Annotated in this window: 13 protein-coding genes; 5 read left to right on the forward strand and 8 right to left on the reverse strand. The window is 52.9% G+C overall.

Annotated features, from left to right (window positions below; all coding sequences use genetic code 11):
* Window positions 1-3: 3 nt before the first annotated feature.
* Window positions 4-942: an AEC family transporter gene (locus tag K7H08_RS18175; protein ID WP_231658670.1), complete on the reverse strand. Its 939-nt coding sequence runs from the start codon at window positions 940-942 to the stop codon at window positions 4-6.
* A 187-nt stretch (window positions 943-1,129) separates the two neighbouring features.
* Between K7H08_RS18175 and metF the strand changes: the two genes are divergently transcribed.
* Entirely contained in the window at window positions 1,130-1,972 is an 843-nt protein-coding gene (gene metF, locus K7H08_RS18180) for a methylenetetrahydrofolate reductase [NAD(P)H] (RefSeq protein ID WP_038480077.1), read from the forward strand.
* Window positions 1,973-2,090: 118 nt separating this feature from the next.
* On the opposite strand, the gene K7H08_RS18185 is transcribed toward metF, so the two are convergent.
* The 4 genes from K7H08_RS18185 to prlC all read right to left on the reverse strand — a co-directional run bounded on the left by K7H08_RS18185 (window position 2,091) and on the right by prlC (window position 8,140).
* On the reverse strand, window positions 2,091-4,289 hold the full coding sequence (locus K7H08_RS18185) for a TRAP transporter permease (protein ID WP_231658671.1): 2,199 nt from the start codon (window positions 4,287-4,289) through the stop codon (window positions 2,091-2,093).
* 97 nt (window positions 4,290-4,386) lie between these two features.
* The gene (locus K7H08_RS18190; protein ID WP_231658674.1) at window positions 4,387-5,367 is read right to left on the reverse strand and encodes a TAXI family TRAP transporter solute-binding subunit; all 981 of its coding nucleotides are present in this window, start codon (window positions 5,365-5,367) and stop codon (window positions 4,387-4,389) included.
* Between the two features lie 410 nt (window positions 5,368-5,777).
* Entirely contained in the window at window positions 5,778-6,029 is a 252-nt protein-coding gene (locus K7H08_RS18195) for a YheV family putative zinc ribbon protein (protein WP_038480086.1), read from the reverse strand.
* A gap of 62 nt (window positions 6,030-6,091) precedes the next feature.
* The gene (prlC, locus tag K7H08_RS18200) at window positions 6,092-8,140 is read right to left on the reverse strand and encodes an oligopeptidase A (protein WP_231658672.1); all 2,049 of its coding nucleotides are present in this window, start codon (window positions 8,138-8,140) and stop codon (window positions 6,092-6,094) included.
* A gap of 222 nt (window positions 8,141-8,362) precedes the next feature.
* Between prlC and K7H08_RS18205 the strand changes: the two genes are divergently transcribed.
* The 3 genes from K7H08_RS18205 to K7H08_RS18215 all read left to right on the forward strand — a co-directional run bounded on the left by K7H08_RS18205 (window position 8,363) and on the right by K7H08_RS18215 (window position 11,067).
* Complete coding sequence (locus K7H08_RS18205) at window positions 8,363-9,703, forward strand: sodium-dependent transporter (RefSeq protein WP_038480092.1); 1,341 nt, start codon at window positions 8,363-8,365, stop codon at window positions 9,701-9,703.
* 44 nt (window positions 9,704-9,747) lie between these two features.
* On the forward strand, window positions 9,748-10,284 hold the full coding sequence (locus K7H08_RS18210) for a gamma carbonic anhydrase family protein (RefSeq protein ID WP_038480096.1): 537 nt from the start codon (window positions 9,748-9,750) through the stop codon (window positions 10,282-10,284).
* Between the two features lie 111 nt (window positions 10,285-10,395).
* A complete protein-coding gene (locus K7H08_RS18215; RefSeq protein ID WP_038480099.1) occupies window positions 10,396-11,067 on the forward strand; it encodes a metal-dependent hydrolase in 672 nt (223 codons plus the stop codon).
* On the opposite strand, the gene K7H08_RS18220 is transcribed toward K7H08_RS18215, so the two are convergent.
* The 3 genes from K7H08_RS18220 to K7H08_RS18230 are packed head-to-tail and all read right to left on the reverse strand — an operon-like array spanning window position 11,043 to window position 15,107.
* Window positions 11,043-12,425 (reverse strand): sigma-54-dependent transcriptional regulator, encoded by a 1,383-nt coding sequence (locus K7H08_RS18220; RefSeq protein WP_038480102.1) that lies wholly within the window; start codon window positions 12,423-12,425, stop codon window positions 11,043-11,045. The two genes, K7H08_RS18215 and K7H08_RS18220, sit on opposite strands and share 25 nt — an antisense overlap.
* Window positions 12,418-14,337 (reverse strand): sensor histidine kinase, encoded by a 1,920-nt coding sequence (locus K7H08_RS18225; protein WP_038480105.1) that lies wholly within the window; start codon window positions 14,335-14,337, stop codon window positions 12,418-12,420. The genes K7H08_RS18220 and K7H08_RS18225 overlap by 8 nt, the downstream gene beginning before the upstream one ends.
* A complete protein-coding gene (locus tag K7H08_RS18230) occupies window positions 14,334-15,107 on the reverse strand; it encodes a GntR family transcriptional regulator (protein WP_009724995.1) in 774 nt (257 codons plus the stop codon). The genes K7H08_RS18225 and K7H08_RS18230 overlap by 4 nt, the downstream gene beginning before the upstream one ends.
* Before the next feature lie 309 nt (window positions 15,108-15,416).
* Here K7H08_RS18230 and lldD point away from each other — a divergent pair, with 309 nt between their 5' ends.
* Window positions 15,417-16,571, forward strand: a complete 1,155-nt coding sequence (gene lldD, locus K7H08_RS18235; RefSeq protein WP_095604682.1) for an FMN-dependent L-lactate dehydrogenase LldD — start codon at window positions 15,417-15,419, stop codon at window positions 16,569-16,571.
* Window positions 16,572-16,763: the final 192 nt, after the last annotated feature.

The raw sequence follows: 16,763 nt of genomic DNA on the forward strand, positions 1-16,763 counted from the left end.
CAATCAGAGGCCTAGCCCGGTAAGTTGCAGCATGAGGTGGAGATAGAGAGGAATTAGTAATGGCGCTAATAGCGTGGTGGTAAGCACCGCTAATGCTCCTTTTTGCGGCTGAATCCCTAGCTCCATCGCGACCACCACCACATTAGAGGCCATGGGTACGACGCCTAACAGTAACAACGCCATACCGAGTTCTGGTGCAAGCGGGCCCAAGGCTTGAAGTAATAAAACGGCGACTAGCATCACCAGCGGCCAAAGTAGGTAACGTAAGCCCACGCAGGTGGCAACAAAGCGGGAGTCCCAAGCATCAATCGTAACCTGGCTAAGGGTCATGCCAATAATCATCATACCTAGCAGGGTGTAGGTGGCGGGGAAAACGTCAAGCGAGTTCATCAGTGCGCTGGGAAGTGTCACGTTAAGTGCACTCAGCAGCAGCGCAGACAAAAACGCGTAGACCAGCGGCAGTCGAGCAATTTTGATCAGACTTTGGCGCATGGAAAAGTGGCCGCGGGCACTTAAGTAAAAGCCCACCGTAAACTCGTATAGATTAATCCCTAACATGCAGAAGAGATAAAGCGTGACACCTTCTGGCGGCAGTAAAATTAGCGCCACGGGCAGGCCAAAGTAACCGGTATTGCCAGTGCCAGAAGAGAACGCTAACAGCGCCCCTTCCTGTGCTCCAAAGCGGTGCTGGGTAAACCAGCGTACGGCCAGCGCCATGGTACTTACCAAGATGAATAGCGCTAGTGTTAATAGCAGATACTCCGCCGTAGGGCCGCCGTTCATCAGTGCACGGAAAATGGTCAGTGGTGCGATCAGATAAACCAGTAATGTGGCAATGGGGCGCGGGTCGATTTTTAAGCGCTGTGCGGCAATCCATCCCAAGCCTACAAACCCCAATAACATCAACAGTGGCCCCATTAGGGCACTTGGCGCTAAATCCATTTCTGCATCCTAGTCGTTAGATGATGACGCTGTTGGTTAAATAGCTCTATGTAACTCAGTAGTTGTGTAAATAGCTAACATGAGCCGAATTAAAGGCCGACTGTGGAATCTTTCATTAGCTCCAGCGCGGCGGAAAGAGGAGAATAACCTAAATTATCACGATGTTAACGCTTTGCGAGGAAGTCCCATGAGCAGTCAAGAGCACCCGTTAGGTATTAGCTTTGAATTCTTTCCGCCCAATACCGATGCGGGAAGAGAGAAGTTAATGCACGTGCGCGATGAACTGGCCGCTCGACATCCGCGCTTTTTCTCGGTCACTTATGGTGCCGGTGGTTCCACTCAAGCGCGCACACGCGATATTGTGCGCACCGTTAGCCAGAGCGGCATTACGACCGCGCCACACCTTTCCTGCATTGGCAGTGAAAAAGCGCAATTGCGCGACCTGCTAGCGCAGTATCGTGAAGAGGGTGTCGACAGCTTAGTGGCGCTACGTGGCGACATGCCATCGGGCATGGGAAGCATTGGTGAGTTGCGCTACGCCAATGAACTGGTCGAGTTTATCCGAGCGGAAACCGGTGACCATTTTGATATTGCGGTGGCCGCCTATCCTGAATCTCATCCACAGGCACCCAACCTCGATAAGGATGTGGAAAACTTTGCCCGTAAAATGAAGGCTGGCGCCAACATGGCCATCACCCAGTACTTTTTTACCGCGGATGCCTACTTCCATTTTGTTGAAAAAGCTCGGGCATTAGGTGTCGAGCAGCCGATTATTCCTGGCATTATGCCGATTACTAACTACACCAAATTGGCGCGTTTTTCAGACGCCTGTGGCGCAGAAATTCCCCGCTGGATTCGCAAGCAGTTGGAAGCTTATGGTGATGATAGTGACGCTATTGCCGCTTTTGGCACCGATGTTGTTAGCCGTTTGTGTGAGCGCTTACTCGATGGCGGTGCACCTGGTCTACACTTCTACACGCTTAATCAGGCAGCACCCGTACTGAAAATTGTTGATAACCTGAGAGGCTAGTGCGCTCTTAAAGAACCTAGCCTAGCGATCAATAAGAACGCCCGCTCGATAGCATTCGAGCGGGCGTTTTCGTTGGGCGGTTAACGGCTAGTGGTTAAGTGAATAGCCGATTGTGCCGTTAAGTGGTGCTGGGTGTGGCCTTATTGCCATGCTGCTTACGCTGCATAATGAACAGCGCTGCGCCAATGGCCAGGCCTGCAATATCGCTGTAAATGCCGCCGTAAATCATAAACAGCGCACCGACCAGCATAACCACACGCTGTAAGGTGTTTACCGGCCCAAAGAACCATGCTTGCACCATGCCTGAAAGCAAGATGATCCCCAGTGTGGCGGTCACCCCGACACGAAGTATTTGCATCGCGGAGCCTTCCATTAGCATGGCTGGGCTGTAGAAGAACATAAACGGCACGATAAATGCAGCAAGACCAATTTTAAACGAAGCGACCGATGTGCCCATGGGGTTATCCCCAGAAATACCGGCGGCGGCGTAAGATGCTAACGCCACTGGCGGCGTAATGGCCGACACGACCGCGAAGTAGAACACAAAGAAGTGTGCTACGAGCGGCTCGATACCAATATTGATCAGGCCGGGTGCCACCACCGATGCTGCTACCGCGTAGGCTGCCGTGGTAGGCATGCCCATGCCGAGCAGGATACTGATCAGCATGGCAAAAACTAATGCCAATAGCTGGCTAACCCCAGCAAGGCCTAACAGCAGTGAAGAGAAGCGCGCGCCGACGCCCGTCAGTGATATAACGCCAACAATAAGGCCCGCGCAAGCACACACCGCGATGATCTGAATCGACATTATGCCCGCTAGTTGGAGGGCTCTCAAAATAGCCCGAATACCCATTTTATTGGGTGAGATCCAACTAACAACTGCCGCTGATGCGGTGGCTAGTGTACCGGCACGGATGACGGAGTAGCCCATAAAGAGAGCGACAATAAGAATGATGATTGGCGCGAATAGATAGACTTGCTTAACCAGCTTGGAGAATAGCGGGATTTCATCTTTACGCATGCCACGCATGCCTTTACGCGCCGCTTCAAAATCCACCATAAAGTAGATAGAGGCGAAGTAAAGAATGGCTGGAATGACCGCCGCAATCGCAATTTCTGTATAAGGAATGCCGGTAACTTCCGCCATGATAAAGGCGCCTGCCCCCATGATGGGCGGCATGATCTGACCACCAGTAGACGCCGCTGCTTCAATGGCACCAGCACTGCGCGCCGGATAGCCGACTTTTTTCATCAGCGGGATGGTAAGCGAGCCAGTCGATACCACATTACCCGCTGATGTGCCGTTGATCATGCCCATTAAGCCGGAGGCAAAAATAGATACTTTCGCCGGGCCGCCACGGGCGCGGCCAGCGGCTGCGAACGCAAAGTTGACGAAGTAATCGCCTACTTTGGAGGCCTGTAAAAACGCTGCGAAAATAATAAACAAAATGATATAAGTCGATGACACCGCGGTCGTTGGGCCAAGGATGCCCGCATCGGTATAGACCTGACTGAAGAAGCGCTGCACGGACAAGCCTGGGTAGCCTAGGAAGCCTGGTAGATGCTGGCCAGCAAAGACATAGACCAAGAAAACCGCTGAAATAACCACCAGTGCTAAACCAGCCACGCGACGAGTAAGCTCAAGAATCAGCAGTGAGCCCGCAATGGCCGCCCAAGAAATGCCGGGAGGAGCAAACGAGGTGCCTGTCGACATGCGCATATTGGTATTAAAGGCCATTAGCAAGTAAGCAGCGCTGGCGATGGCGCACACCATCAGAACGAGATCGGCGGGATTAAAGCGGTGGCGTGCCTGACGATAGAACCACGAGAGAGCAATAGCTGCAGCTGTGGTGGCTATCAGTGGGTAGCCGTAATGCAGTGTCTCAATACTGGGATCGATGCGCATGGCACCGCCATTGAGTGTTTGCTGCATCAGAACGACTTGTATAAGTGCATAGATCGCAGGCGCTAGGAGCGCATAGCTGGCCCATTTGAGCCATGCAGGGGAGGCTTGCTGATCATCTTCTGCAAAGCGAGCACCGGCAAACAGCCCGTACCCTAAAATTAGCGCACCGGCAATGTGTACAATGCGAAACGACCAGGTTTCCATCGGATACACATTGAGCGAAAACAGGTGGAAGCTTGAATAGCCAATGGCCAATGCGGCAAACAAAAAGAACTGCCAGCCAACAAACACACGGCGGTTGGACTCGACAACCTCTTCATCGACACCCTCGGCAATTGACTCGGGTATCGATGAAGCAGTCTGGGCGTCATCCTTGAGGCCGTTGGGGTCTTGATCGGTATTGTGACTCATCAGAGGTCACCCTCACAGCAAAAGCAAAAAAGAAGCGGTAGCGAACGCTGCCCCGCCCGGCCAGCGGAAAACAGGGCAGCGTGAAGAGGGGCTTGGCTTAGTTGATCATGTCATCATCGATGTCGTAGCCATTCTCTTCGTACCAGCGTGCGGCGCCCGGATGGAAGGGCAGCACATTGTTGTGGACGATGTTTTCTGGAATGGTGGTTTCAGCGCTGCGGTGCACTGAGCGCATACGGTCATTGTTTTCCATCGTGGCTTTGGTGACTTCATAGATAAAGTCTTCCGGCAGATCACAGCCCGCAATGGCGAAGTTCCACATAGACACAGCGCGTGCGTCTTCTTCCAGTGTGGTGTAAGTGCTTGCTGGGATAGTGAATTCAGCAACCGGGAAGGCATCCAGGACGGTGGCCATCTCTTCTTCGGTAAACTCAATGATGTTCACATCGGTCTGTACTTCGAGTTGGCTAACGGCCGGAATCGGAATACCCGCTGCAAACGCGATCACATCCAGCAGGCCATCCTGCAACTGACCACCTAAGTCAGACCAGCCGCCATTACGACGATCAAACTCAACGCCCAGCGTTTCGAGGATAGCGGGGAAGTAAGTGTCTGATGTAGAAGCGGCTGGGCCGAAGCCAATGCGCGCGCCATCAGGAATGTCTGAGATGGATTCAATGCCTGAGCTTGAAAGAGCGGCAATAGAGAAGGGTGTTTCATACATCGGGAACAGCGCGCATACGTTGTCCATTGCCAAGCCAGGCGCTAGTGGACTTTCACCGTTAACAGCGTCCGACGCTGGGCCCATCGTCGTTAGACCAAAGGCCATATCGCCGCTATGTACGAGCGCTAGGTTTTGAGTAGGGCCGCCGGTGACTTCACCGCCACCTGAAACATCCAGCTCGTCAGCAATAAAGTTAGCCCAGCCTGAGCCATAAACGAAGTAGGTGCCGCCCTGACTTGCGGTACCGACAGTGAAGTTATCGGGCCATTCTGAGCGGTCTGCTTGGGCAGTGCCTGCTGCTAAAAGGGCACTACTGGCAAGAAGGGCGACGGTTTTAGGCATCATATTGCGCATGGCGAGATTTCCTAAGCTGTTATTGGGATTATCGTCTGGCGTGCTGGCACAGCCAGTGGCTTCAACGTTAAGCAATTTGTATACAGCGATAGTCATGCCAATAGGCGGGCTGATTATTAAAATCAGCTACTTAAAGTTTTCTTATTCAACTTTGGTTGAAACTAAAAAAGCGTTAAGTGTCTGGGGTTTCGCACACCATAGGTTAGTTGGTGTGTGGTTTTTCGCACACTTTTGTGAGTGAGGAGTGAGGAGTGAGGAGTGAGGAGTGAGGAGTGAGGAGTGAGGAGTGAGGAGTGAGGAGTGAGGAGTGAGGAGTGAGGAGTGAGGAGTGAGGAGTGAGGAGTTGGTATGCCCCCAACGTAGTGGAGGCTTAAATCGAAAGCGGTAGCATAAATGCTGGGAATAGGCGGTTAACGTTTAGGTTTACTGGGGTCGAGAATGCGTACTGGCTGTACATCCTGCGTTTTTTGCTCTTCGCGTACTTGGTTAACGCGGGTAGTCAGCTCTGGTGCTGTCTCATCTTCAATCGGCAACTGCTCGAAAAAATCGCAGTTAACGCATTCCCGGTAGCGAATGTTGTTTTGCTCCCAGGCGCGAATCCGGTCCATGGCCGCGCAGCGTGGGCAGGTTACCCCAGCAATAAAGCGTTTCACACTCGACATAACAGGCTCCAAGGGTGCGGTAACAAGACAGATACCGCACCCGGTGATAGTGAAAATAAACCTCAGGCTGCGCGGATACCGCTATGGCGTAATAGTGGCTCTACGCTTGGTTCGCGGCCTCGGAAAGCGCGAAATAGCTCGGCGGCATCCCTCGCGCCGCCTGGTTCCAGAATTTCCTGGCGGAAGCGTTGGCCAGTGTTAGGGTCAAAAATCCCGGCTTCTTCGAACGCGCTCCAAGCATCGGCAGAGAGTACTTCCGCCCATTTATAACTGTAATAGCCTGCTGCATAGCCGCCCGCAAAAATATGGCTAAAGCTATTCTGGAAGCGGTTAAAGTCAACCGTCGGCACGACGGATGTGTGGCTACGTACGTCGTTCAATAGCGTTTGAACGTCGCTGGCGCTAGGCGCTTCCAATTCATGGTGCAGGCGCAAGTCGAATAATGAAAACTCTATTTGGCGCACCATCCCCATTGCTGACTGAAAGTTCTTGGCAGCCTGTAAACGCCCTAGCAGGTCTGCGGGCAGAGGCTCACCAGTATCGACGTGCTTGGCAATCAAGTCTAACCCTTCGCGTTCCCAGCAGTAGTTCTCCATAAATTGGCTGGGCAGTTCAACCGCATCCCAAGCAACACCGTTAATGCCAGAGATATCGGCGATGTCCTGTTTGGTCAGCATGTGATGCAAGCCGTGGCCGAACTCATGGAACAGCGTGGTGACTTCATCATGGGTTAGCAACGCAGGTTTATCGCCCACTGGGGCGGTGAAGTTGCAGGTGAGAAACGCCACTGGCAGTTGTAGGCCATTTTCAGTTTGACGACGTACTCGGCAATCCGCCATCCACGCTCCGCCACGCTTGTTTTCGCGAGCGTACAAATCCAAATAGAAACCGGCGATCGGCTTACCTTGTTCGCTAATGCGGAAATATTGAACATCGTTGTGATAGCTAGGCGCATCAGGCGCTGCTTCCACGCGAACACCGTAAAGACGTTCTACTACCTGGAATAGCCCATCTACCACCTGTGGCGCAGGGAAGTAAGGGCGAAGCTGCTCTTGTGAGATGGAGTGACGTGCCTCGCGCAGCTTTTCGCTGGCATAGGACACATCCCACGGCTCAAGCGTTTCAAGCCCTAGTTCCTCACGGGCATAGTCGCTGAGCTCCGCGACTTCTTCCTTGGCCTGGGGAACAGCGCGGCGAGCTAGGTCATTCAAAAACTCAAGCACCTGTTCGGGAGAGTCGGCCATCTTAGTGGTGAGCGAGTAATCGGCGTAGGTATTAAAGCCAAGCAGGTGGGCGAGCTCTTGGCGGAGCGCCAAAATCTCTTCAAGAACGGGAGCGTTATCGAACTTACCTGTGTCTGGGCCTTGATCGGAAGCACGCGTGACAAACGCGGTGTATACCTCTCGCCGCAACTCTCGGTTGTCGGCATAACTGATAATGGGGAAAAAGCTCGGGAAATCGAGGGTGATGCGATACCCATCGACTCCTTTTGCCTGAGCGGTTGCTTTTAGCGTATCAAGCGCGCTTTCCGGCACGCCGGTGAGTTCATCAAGATGACCAATATCCTTATGCCAAGCTTGGGTAGCATCGAGCACGTTGTTTGAAAACTGATTGGATAGGCTGGAGAGACGCGCTTGAATCTCGCCGTAGCGAGCCTTTTTGTCTGCAGGTAAATCAACCCCAGCTAAGCGGAAATCACGTAAAGCGTTTTCTACTGTGCGCTGCTGAGCAGGCGTTAGCGTTGCCCATTCATCACCCTGCTTAAGCGCTTGCCAGCCATTAAAGAGACCTTCGTGTTGTCCCATCCAGGTGCTAAACGCTGAGAGTTTTTCCAAACATGCTTGATAAGCTTCCCGCAGCTCGGCTGTGTTCATCGTGCCGTTGAGATGAGAGATGGGCGACCACGCTTGGGTAAGCCGGTCATTAACAGCCTCTAGCGGCGCAGCAAAGTTATCCCAACGTGGTGGCGCTGTAGCGGCCTGTTGAGCGAGTCGGTCGATGACTTCTCGGCTTTCATTCAGCAGCGTTTCTACCGCAGGCACGACGTGTTCGGCGCGAATGTCAGCGAAAGGGGGAAGCTCGTGCGGCTCTAGCAACGGATTGCGGGACATAGGCACCTCTTAGGCATTAATTTTTTAACTCGCAACGTTTTTAATACGTTAGGGGCGCATAAAAACGCAATAATAATGACACAGTGCGGGCGGTGAGGCCGTGTTTCAATGCTTGGGCTGAATACTGTGGCTTGAACCAGGGTTTGGCCTGGGCGTAAGCGCCTGCTAGGCTTGCCGCCTTTTAGTGTTGCCAACTAGTGCCACCAATGGCAGGAGCAAGTGATGAGTGAAACGCTGGAGCGCTGGGGGTCAAAGCGGGCCTTTATCTTAGCGGTAACGGGAGCTGCAGTTGGGCTGGGTAATATTTGGCGTTTCCCGTACGTTGCAGGCGAGAACGGTGGTGCGGCATTTTTATTGATCTATGTGGCGTTTGTACTGCTGTTAGGTATCCCCGTAATGATGGCCGAGATTTTAATTGGTCGGGCAGGGCGTCGTGGGCCAATGCAAGCGCTAAGTAAGCTGGCCGTTGAAGCAGGTGCTTCTCGACACTGGCGCTGGTTAGGGTTATTTGGTGCATTCACCGTCTTCTGTATTTTATCGTTTTACTCGGTGGTGTCAGGTTGGTCGATTGAGTTTTTAGTCGCTTCAATTAACGGCAATTTTGATGGTGCAAGCGCAGCAGAAATAGGTGCGGGTTTCGATGCATTTCTGGCAAACCCAGGCCTGTTGATTTTTAACCACTCGTTGTTCCTATTTATGACCATGACGGTGGTGGCAGCGGGCGTTGCCAAAGGCCTAGAGAGGTTGAACAACCTATTAATGCCGCTGCTGTACGGTTTATTGTTGCTACTGGCTGGTTATGCCACAACCACTGACGGATTTGGTACAGCCCTTTCATGGCTGTTTTTACCGTCGTTTGGCGATGTAACGGCCTCAGTGGTGTTGCACGCCATGGGGCATGCGTTTTTTACCCTGGCAGTAGGGGCCTGCGCGCTAATGGCTTACGGGGCTTATATGCCTGATGAGCAGAGCCTACCGAAAGCTGCGTTTGCAGTTGCAATGCTCGACATCAGCGTTGCCTTGTTAGCAGGGATTGCGATCTTTTCGGTGGTATTTGCCCAAGGTATGGACCCTGCTGACGGCCCAGGGTTGATGTTTGTGACGCTGCCTATTGCTTTTTCTGAGCTGCCTTGGGGAGCGTTTTGGTTAAGTGTGTTCTTTCTGTTGCTCTTATTGGCTACCTGGACCTCAGCGATTAACCTCGCTGAACCCATGGTGGCGACGTTGCAAGGGCTTGGATGGCGGCGCAGTGTGTCAACGGCCGTCGTAGCGTTGAGTGTATGGCTGTTGGGGCTGCTTTCGGCGTTTTCGTTTTCTACTCTCGCCGACTTCAGGCCGTTGTTTGGGCGCAATGTGTTTGAGCTAGTCAGTAGTATTCCGCCTGATATTTTCCTGCCTTTGGGCGGGCTGTTAATTGCTATCTTTGCGGCCTGGGTGATGCCCCGTATGCAGGTTGTACAAGCATTGGGTGTTGGGGAGAGTGGCTATGTACTCTGGCGTAATATTGTACGCTGGGTGTCGATTCCGCTGACGTTTATTGTATTGCTAGGCGGGTTGCTATAGTCCTTGAATATTTGAATCCAATAGCGTTTAAGCAGGAGTGTGCAATGAGCAATGCCCTACGACCCTTTCAAGGTATTTCGCCTCGCCTTGGCGAGCGGGTTTATATCGACCCTGCTAGCGTGGTGATTGGTGATGTGGAGCTGGGCGATGACTGTTCGGTGTGGCCGATGACGGTGATTCGGGGTGATATGCATCGGATTCGCATTGGCGCTCGCACTAGCGTGCAGGATGGCAGCGTGCTGCATATTACCCATGCCAGCGATTTCAATCCTGACGGCTTTCCACTGACGATTGGTGATGATGTCACCATTGGCCATAAAGCGATTTTGCATGGCTGTACGCTGGGTAGTCGCATTTTGGTGGGTATGGGGGCGATTGTGATGGATGGGGCGATTGTCGAGGATGAGGTAATTATTGCTGCTGGCGCGGTAGTCACGCCAGGCAAACGTTTGGAAAGTGGCCATGTATACGCTGGAAACCCGGCGAAAGCATTGCGTCCACTTAAAGATAAAGAGCGCGCTTTCTTTCCTTACACAGCAGGTAACTACGTTAAGTTAAAAGATCAGTTCCTCGCTCAGTAAATTTTCTAATATAGGTGCTAAGCAGTTGGCCTAACACTCTTTTTTCTTAAATAGTCATGTTGCGGCAGCCAAAAGTCTGGTAATTTATCCAGTTTTCCAGGATGCCGCGCTATGGCGAATTTTCGCACGCACATTACGGTAGCAGCAGCAGGCGGCGTGCTAATGGCTTATGTCGGCTGGCAGGCTGAGTGGTGGCCAGCGACTCAGGCGCTATTAATTATTGCCCTGGTAGCCTTTGGCGGTATTTTGCCTGACATTGATGCAGACCGTTCCCGATCTATCCGTCTGATTTTTAATCTTTTATCGGTGCCTTCGCTGGTGCTTGGTGTGTTGTTGCTGCAGCCCTGGTTAACACCAGGTTTGTTGCTAGTGGCGTGTGGTGGCATTTACGTTAGCGTGCGTTATTTTGCGGCGGTGGTGTTCTCACGGCTAACGGTTCATCGAGGTATTTGGCACTCATTGATGGCGGCTGTGCTGTGCGCGCTGATGACTGCCGCGTTTAGTTTTCACTTGCTGGCACAGCCAGCTTGGCTGGCCTGGTGCCATAGTGCAGCGGTACTGCTAGGATTTATCATTCACTTGAGCCTGGACGAGCTTTTCAGCGTGGACCTAGAAGGTGCGCGGTTAAAACGCTCTTTTGGAACCGCGCTAAAGCTGGGCGATGGTCGTCGCCCACTCTCGAACGTCTTTATGCTGATTGCGCTATTTACCTTGGTGCCTTGGGTGCCGCCGTGGGACGTGTTGATTGAGTTGTTTCATCAAGGGTCGCTGCTATGGCGATAATCGTCAGCGCTTAAACTGTGTTTTTTGAGTTTGTCGTAGAAGGTTTTGCGGGGTATTCCCAGATGACGGCATACGTCGGTTACGCGCCCATGATGTCGGGACAGGGATTGGCTAATCAGGCTCTTTTCAAATAGCTCTACTTGGCGCGGCAACGTTGGCTCTTCGGTGTCGGCGTTGGCCCCTTCCAGTAGCGCATCCAGGCGGTAGTCAAAGGCTGCTCCCAGTAACACATAACGCTCTGCAAGGTTACGCAGCTCGCGAACATTACCAGGCCAGTCGTGGGCCAGCAGGGCGGCTATCGAATGGCTATCCAGGGTAGGGGCTTCTAAGCCACTGCGGTTGGCAGCGACCACGGCGAAATGCTGGAACAGCAACGGAATGTCCTCACGCCGTTCGCGTAGCGCGGGCAGTGGCAGGGTAACCACGTTGAGTCGATAGTAGAGGTCTTCGCGAAAGCTCCCCTCTTCGGCAGCGACTTTGAGATCCACTTTGGTGGCCGCAATCACTCGTATATTGAGTGGCACCGTCTCGTTGGCCCCTAGGCGCTCGACGCTACGCTCTTGCAATACGCGCAACAGCTTCACCTGAAGTGCCAATGGCATTGATTCGATCTCATCCAGGAACACGGTGCCACCATTGGCATGCTCAAACTTACCAATTCGCCGTTCTACAGCGCCGGTAAAGGCGCCTTTCTCATGGCCAAACAGTTCTGACTCTATGGTGTTTTCTGGTACTGCGCCGCAGTTGATCGCCATAAATGGGCTATTGCGCCGGGCGCTACGTTCATGAATGGCGCGGGCGACAAGGTCTTTTCCGGTGCCGGTTTCGCCAAATAGCAGCACATCAGCCTCTACTTGGCTGATGCGCTGAATCATTGCCGCCAGACGAGAAATCACGGGTGTGCGGCCCACAAGGCGTGGCCCAAGAGCTGCCTGCTGAACCTCAAGCTCGGCTTTTAAGCGTAAATTTTCCAGGCTCAGCTGGCGCTTTTCGATTCCTCGCCTCACGACATCAAGTAGCTGATCCCCAGCAAAAGGCTTTTCCAGAAAGTCCCAGGCACCTGCACGCATCGCCTCCACCGCGGTTGAGATGTCACCGTGGCCAGTGATTAAGATAATCGGCAGTGTGGCATCGCGGCTGTGTAATTCATGTAATAGCGCCATACCGTCCATTCCAGGCATGCGAATATCACTCACGATTACGCCGGGAAAGTTTGCTGGTAGTGCCTCAAGCGCTTGTTCTGCAGACTCAAAACAGTGAGGCGTGTAGCCAGCGAGTTCGAGTGTTTGGCTGGCGGTGATACGCAGGTGTGGTTCGTCGTCGATCACCATGACCGGCAGCGTCGACGGCTCATGCATGGTTGTTACTCTCCTTGACTGAGTATGGCGGCAGTACGTTAGGTGTTGCTGAACAGGGTAGCGTAATGATGAAGCGCGCCCCGCCAGTGGGCTGATTTGCTACCTGCAGCTTGCCGCCCAGATCCTCCATAATACGTGAGGAAATCGAAAGTCCTAGCCCTAATCCGCTACCGGGTGCTTTGGTGGTGAAGAAGGGTTCGAAAATTTGGCCCAAGTGGTTTTCCGCAACACCTGGGCCATTATCGGCAACGCTGATCATCACTTGCTGTTGTGCGATTTCGACACTTAGCGTCAGCATGGGTGATGCTACCTCTTTCATGGCCTGTAATGCGTTACTGATCAGATTCACCAGTACTTGCTCCAGGCGGACTAAATCACCCTCAACCCAAAGCGTTTCCTCGGGCCATTGTTGGACTACCTCGATGCCATCATCTCGTAAGCGGCTGTGAAATAAACGCAGGGCGTACTCAATACAGGCTTGCACAGAGATTGTTTCCTGGCGCTCGCTACTCTTACGAGAGAACTGGCGCAACTGAGCACTAATATCGGCCATGCGCTGGGTAAGCTCGACAATTTGCGCTAGGTTGGCGTCCGCTTTATCTACCCGCGCCAGTTCAATAAACCGCCGGCCATTTTCAGCGTAGGCACGAATAGCTGCTAATGGCTGATTTAACTCGTGATTAATACCGGCAGCCAATTGACCCAATACCGCAAGCTTTGCTGCCTGGATCAGCTCATCTTGGGTTTGGCGTAGATTAGCTTCTGCTCGCCGCCGCTCTTCTATTTCACCAGAAAGCCGCTGATTACTGGCGACTAAATCACGTGTTCTTCGTTCTACGCTAACCTCTAGTTCATCGCGTACCCTGGCTAAGGTTTGTCGTTCGCGCTCTGCAAATGCTTCGCGCTCTCGGCGTAAACGCATGCGTTGCCAACCAATGCCGCCGCCCAGGGCTATCACGCCATATAAGCCTCCCGCCATCAGCGCCGCAATCCACTGGGCGTTCACCACGGGAGTGAGTGGTTTTAAAATATGCATTTGCCAGCCAAACTCTGGGATGGGGCGCGTAAGGCTTAAATAGTGCCCACCGCTTAGTGGGCCGCTAGCAAAGCTAACGAGATAGCTATCGGACCCGTAAGGGGCTTCAAGCTCAATGCCGGAGGGCGTTAAAGGCTCCATTGCATAGCGTCGGGTTGCCCGTAGGGTGTCAAGTTGGTCGTCGGTGAGAGGATGGAGGGCATTCATGCGCAGCTCAGGGTGGCTGGCCATGAAAATAATATTGTCGCTGTCGGTGACAAACAGCTCAGCGTCCTGTTCCGCCCAGCCCTCTTCAACATCGTCGAGCAGCACTTTGACGACGATAACGCCGTCGGGTTTTGCATCGGGCGAGGTGTCATCAAGCCACACTGGTGCAGAAAAGTAGTAACCACGCTCAAGCGACTGTACGCCTAAACCAAAGAAACGCCCCTGCCCTCCGGTAATGGCGTCGGTGTAATAGCTGCGAAACGCATAGTTTTGACCAATGAATGTATTGGGGCGGTGCCAGTTGCTGGCAGCGATGGTATCGGCGTTACGGTTAAGCAAATAGACATCAGAGACCCCAGAGGTAAAGCGAAAACGGTCAAGCAGCAAGTTGAGCGGCATGGGGTCTTGGCTGTCTGGAGAGTCTAAAAAACGTTGTACGCCTTCCCTGGTCGCCAGCATTTGTGGCAAATAATCATAGCGCAGCAGGTAACCGTTTAAGTTGGCGGCAGAAAGCCGCAGCTCGTTTTCGGCATCGTCTTGTAAGTTTGATAGCGCCTGCTCGCGGGCTAGTTGAGCGGCTTGCCACATGCATAGCATGAGCCCTAGCGGAATCGCGATCAGCCAGAGTAGTCGCCAGCGATGGTCTGAAAGGCGAGGTAAGCGACTCATGCGGGTGTGCTACTGGTACCTTGGGCACGACGCAGTGCTCGCTGGGCGCGGGTTTCCGCTCTGGCCATCTCGAGAAGACCTTCCTCAACGTACACTAGGTGCTCGTGCGCTCGGCTGCGGGCATCTTCAGCACGGCCTTCTAAAATCGCATCTAGCAGGGCGCGGTGCTGCTTCATTAACTGCGAGCGCGAGTCGGGCTTTGCAAAAAGATGGGCGAGGTTATCAACGATGCTCTGCTCTAATAAATGGAAAATGCCTCGAATAGTGTGAAGTAACAGTACGTTATGAGCGGCTTCTGCAATAGCGAGGTGGAAGGCGGCATCCAACTTTGCTTCTTGGGCGGGGTTGGCGCCCACAAACCCACCGTCAAGTTCTTCAAAGCGCTGGATTAATACGGCTTTGTCCGCTGGCGTTGAACGTAGCGCGGCGTAATAAGCTGAAATACCTTCCATCGCATCGCGGAATTCAAGCAAATCCAAATGAAATTCGTTGTGTCGGGAAAGCATCTCCAACAAAGGGTCGGTGTAGCCGCTGTTTAGCGTTTCATTCACGAAGGTACCACCCCCTTGGCGGCTGGTAAGCAGGCCTCGTGCAGCAAGTTTTTGAATGGCTTCACGTAGAGAGGGACGCGACACGCCAAAACGTTCAGCAAGCTCTCTTTCTGGGGGCAGGCGCTGGCCAGGCTTGAGGCTACCTTCAAGAATCATTGCCTCAAGGCGCTCGGTAATCACATCAGCCAAGCGCTGCTGGCGGAGCGGTGGATAAGTCATTAGTGCAGGTCCTCATAATTGGTAAGACCAATAGTAGGGGCTTTAATGATTTGTCTCAACAGTAAAAGGCTAGCAAGTTGGTGACTATTAGCACCGCTTGTTTGGTTTATAACTAAAGTATATGACCAAAATACGCCATGGTGAGCGATGCGCGTTTGACACGACTGCGACGTCTCATTACTGTTGGTGCTAATTTTTTTGTAAATTGGTAAAACCAATTTTATCTAGGGCGTTTAACACTGACGCTTCGATGACCGTTTATAGATAGTACTTATCGATAGTGCATCTATTTGTTGCATAGGGCCTGCCATGATCATTTCATCACCGACGGACTACCGCCTAGCTGCCAAGCGTCGTATCCCACCGTTTCTGTTTCACTATGCTGATGGCGGGTCATACGCAGAGCATACGTTGCGGCACAATGTTGAAGATCTAGCGGGTATCGCGTTGCGGCAACGGGTGTTGAAGGATATGTCGTCGCTATCGCTGGAAACCGAGCTGTTTGGTGAAAAGATGGCAATGCCTCTTGCCTTGGCGCCGGTGGGGCTAACAGGCATGTACGCTAGGCGTGGTGAAGTCCAGGCAGCACGGGCAGCGACCAAGAAAGGCATACCGTTTACGTTATCGACGGTCTCCGTATGCCCAATTGCAGAAGTGGCAGCGGCAGTGGAGCGGCCCATCTGGTTTCAGCTTTATGTATTGAAGGATCGGGGCTTTATGAAGCACGTGCTTGAGCGTGCTAAGGCGGCAGGGGTTAAAACATTAGTCTTCACCGTTGATATGCCTGTGCCTGGAGCGCGTTATCGCGATGCTCATTCAGGCATGAGCGGCAAAAGCGGGCCTATGAAACGTATGCTTCAGGCTGCGTTGCATCCTCTTTGGGCTTGGGATGTCGGTGTGCATGGTCGCCCGCATGATCTAGGCAATGTGTCTGATTATCGTGGTCAGCCGACGGAGCTTGAAGATTATATTGCCTGGCTTGGCGATAACTTTGATCCCTCTATTTCCTGGAAAGATCTGGATTGGATTCGTGAGCAGTGGGATGGCCCAATGGTTATTAAGGGCATACTGGATGCTGAAGATGCCCGTGATGCAGTCCGCTTCGGGGCTGATGGCATTGTAGTTTCAAACCACGGTGGCCGTCAGTTGGATGGCGTGCCTTCTACCGCGCGTGCCCTGCCTGCTATTGCCGATGCAGTTAAGGGCGATCTGGCCATCCTGGCTGATTCTGGTGTGCGTAATGGGTTGGATGTAGTAAGGATGATTGCCATGGGCGCAGATACAGCATTGATTGGTCGCGCCTTTATCTATGCGCTTGCAGCAGCAGGTGAGGCGGGAGTTGCTAACCTGCTTGAGCTTTTCGAAAAAGAGATGAAGGTGGCGATGACGCTCACCGGTGCGCGAACGATTGCTGATCTCAGCACCGAGTCATTAGTGCCTGACGCGATTCCTGCGCTTAAATAGAGAGGACGCTGCTGCTGGCATTGGGGTAATAGACGAATGTTGAAGTTTTTTTACAAAAGCCCTTGCCAAGTCGGCAGCGAATCCGTAAAGTACGCATCCGCTGCCGGGGACGCACAGCGTTACCAGCGGTGAATGAAGGTGAAAACCTTCGGTTTGTCAGAGAGTTAGAAGAACTCAGCAGCAATATACTGC

It is taken from the genome of Halomonas sp. IOP_6 (assembly GCF_021151565.1).
In the GTDB taxonomy this organism is placed as follows: Bacteria; Pseudomonadota; Gammaproteobacteria; order Pseudomonadales; family Halomonadaceae; genus Vreelandella; species Vreelandella alkaliphila.

What these genes read in the sequence shown, in the direction of transcription:
- K7H08_RS18175 (WP_231658670.1), bottom strand. Translation starts at nt 942, where the DNA reads ATGGATTTAGCGCCAAGTGCCCTAATGGGGCCACTGTTGATGTTATTG.
- metF (WP_038480077.1), top strand. Translation starts at nt 1,130, where the DNA reads ATGAGCAGTCAAGAGCACCCGTTAGGTATTAGCTTTGAATTCTTTCCG.
- K7H08_RS18185 (WP_231658671.1), bottom strand. Translation starts at nt 4,289, where the DNA reads ATGAGTCACAATACCGATCAAGACCCCAACGGCCTCAAGGATGACGCC.
- K7H08_RS18190 (WP_231658674.1), bottom strand. Translation starts at nt 5,367, where the DNA reads ATGCGCAATATGATGCCTAAAACCGTCGCCCTTCTTGCCAGTAGTGCC.
- K7H08_RS18195 (WP_038480086.1), bottom strand. Translation starts at nt 6,029, where the DNA reads ATGTCGAGTGTGAAACGCTTTATTGCTGGGGTAACCTGCCCACGCTGC.
- prlC (WP_231658672.1), bottom strand. Translation starts at nt 8,140, where the DNA reads ATGTCCCGCAATCCGTTGCTAGAGCCGCACGAGCTTCCCCCTTTCGCT.
- K7H08_RS18205 (WP_038480092.1), top strand. Translation starts at nt 8,363, where the DNA reads ATGAGTGAAACGCTGGAGCGCTGGGGGTCAAAGCGGGCCTTTATCTTA.
- K7H08_RS18210 (WP_038480096.1), top strand. Translation starts at nt 9,748, where the DNA reads ATGAGCAATGCCCTACGACCCTTTCAAGGTATTTCGCCTCGCCTTGGC.
- K7H08_RS18215 (WP_038480099.1), top strand. Translation starts at nt 10,396, where the DNA reads ATGGCGAATTTTCGCACGCACATTACGGTAGCAGCAGCAGGCGGCGTG.
- K7H08_RS18220 (WP_038480102.1), bottom strand. Translation starts at nt 12,425, where the DNA reads ATGCATGAGCCGTCGACGCTGCCGGTCATGGTGATCGACGACGAACCA.
- K7H08_RS18225 (WP_038480105.1), bottom strand. Translation starts at nt 14,337, where the DNA reads ATGAGTCGCTTACCTCGCCTTTCAGACCATCGCTGGCGACTACTCTGG.
- K7H08_RS18230 (WP_009724995.1), bottom strand. Translation starts at nt 15,107, where the DNA reads ATGACTTATCCACCGCTCCGCCAGCAGCGCTTGGCTGATGTGATTACC.
- lldD (WP_095604682.1), top strand. Translation starts at nt 15,417, where the DNA reads ATGATCATTTCATCACCGACGGACTACCGCCTAGCTGCCAAGCGTCGT.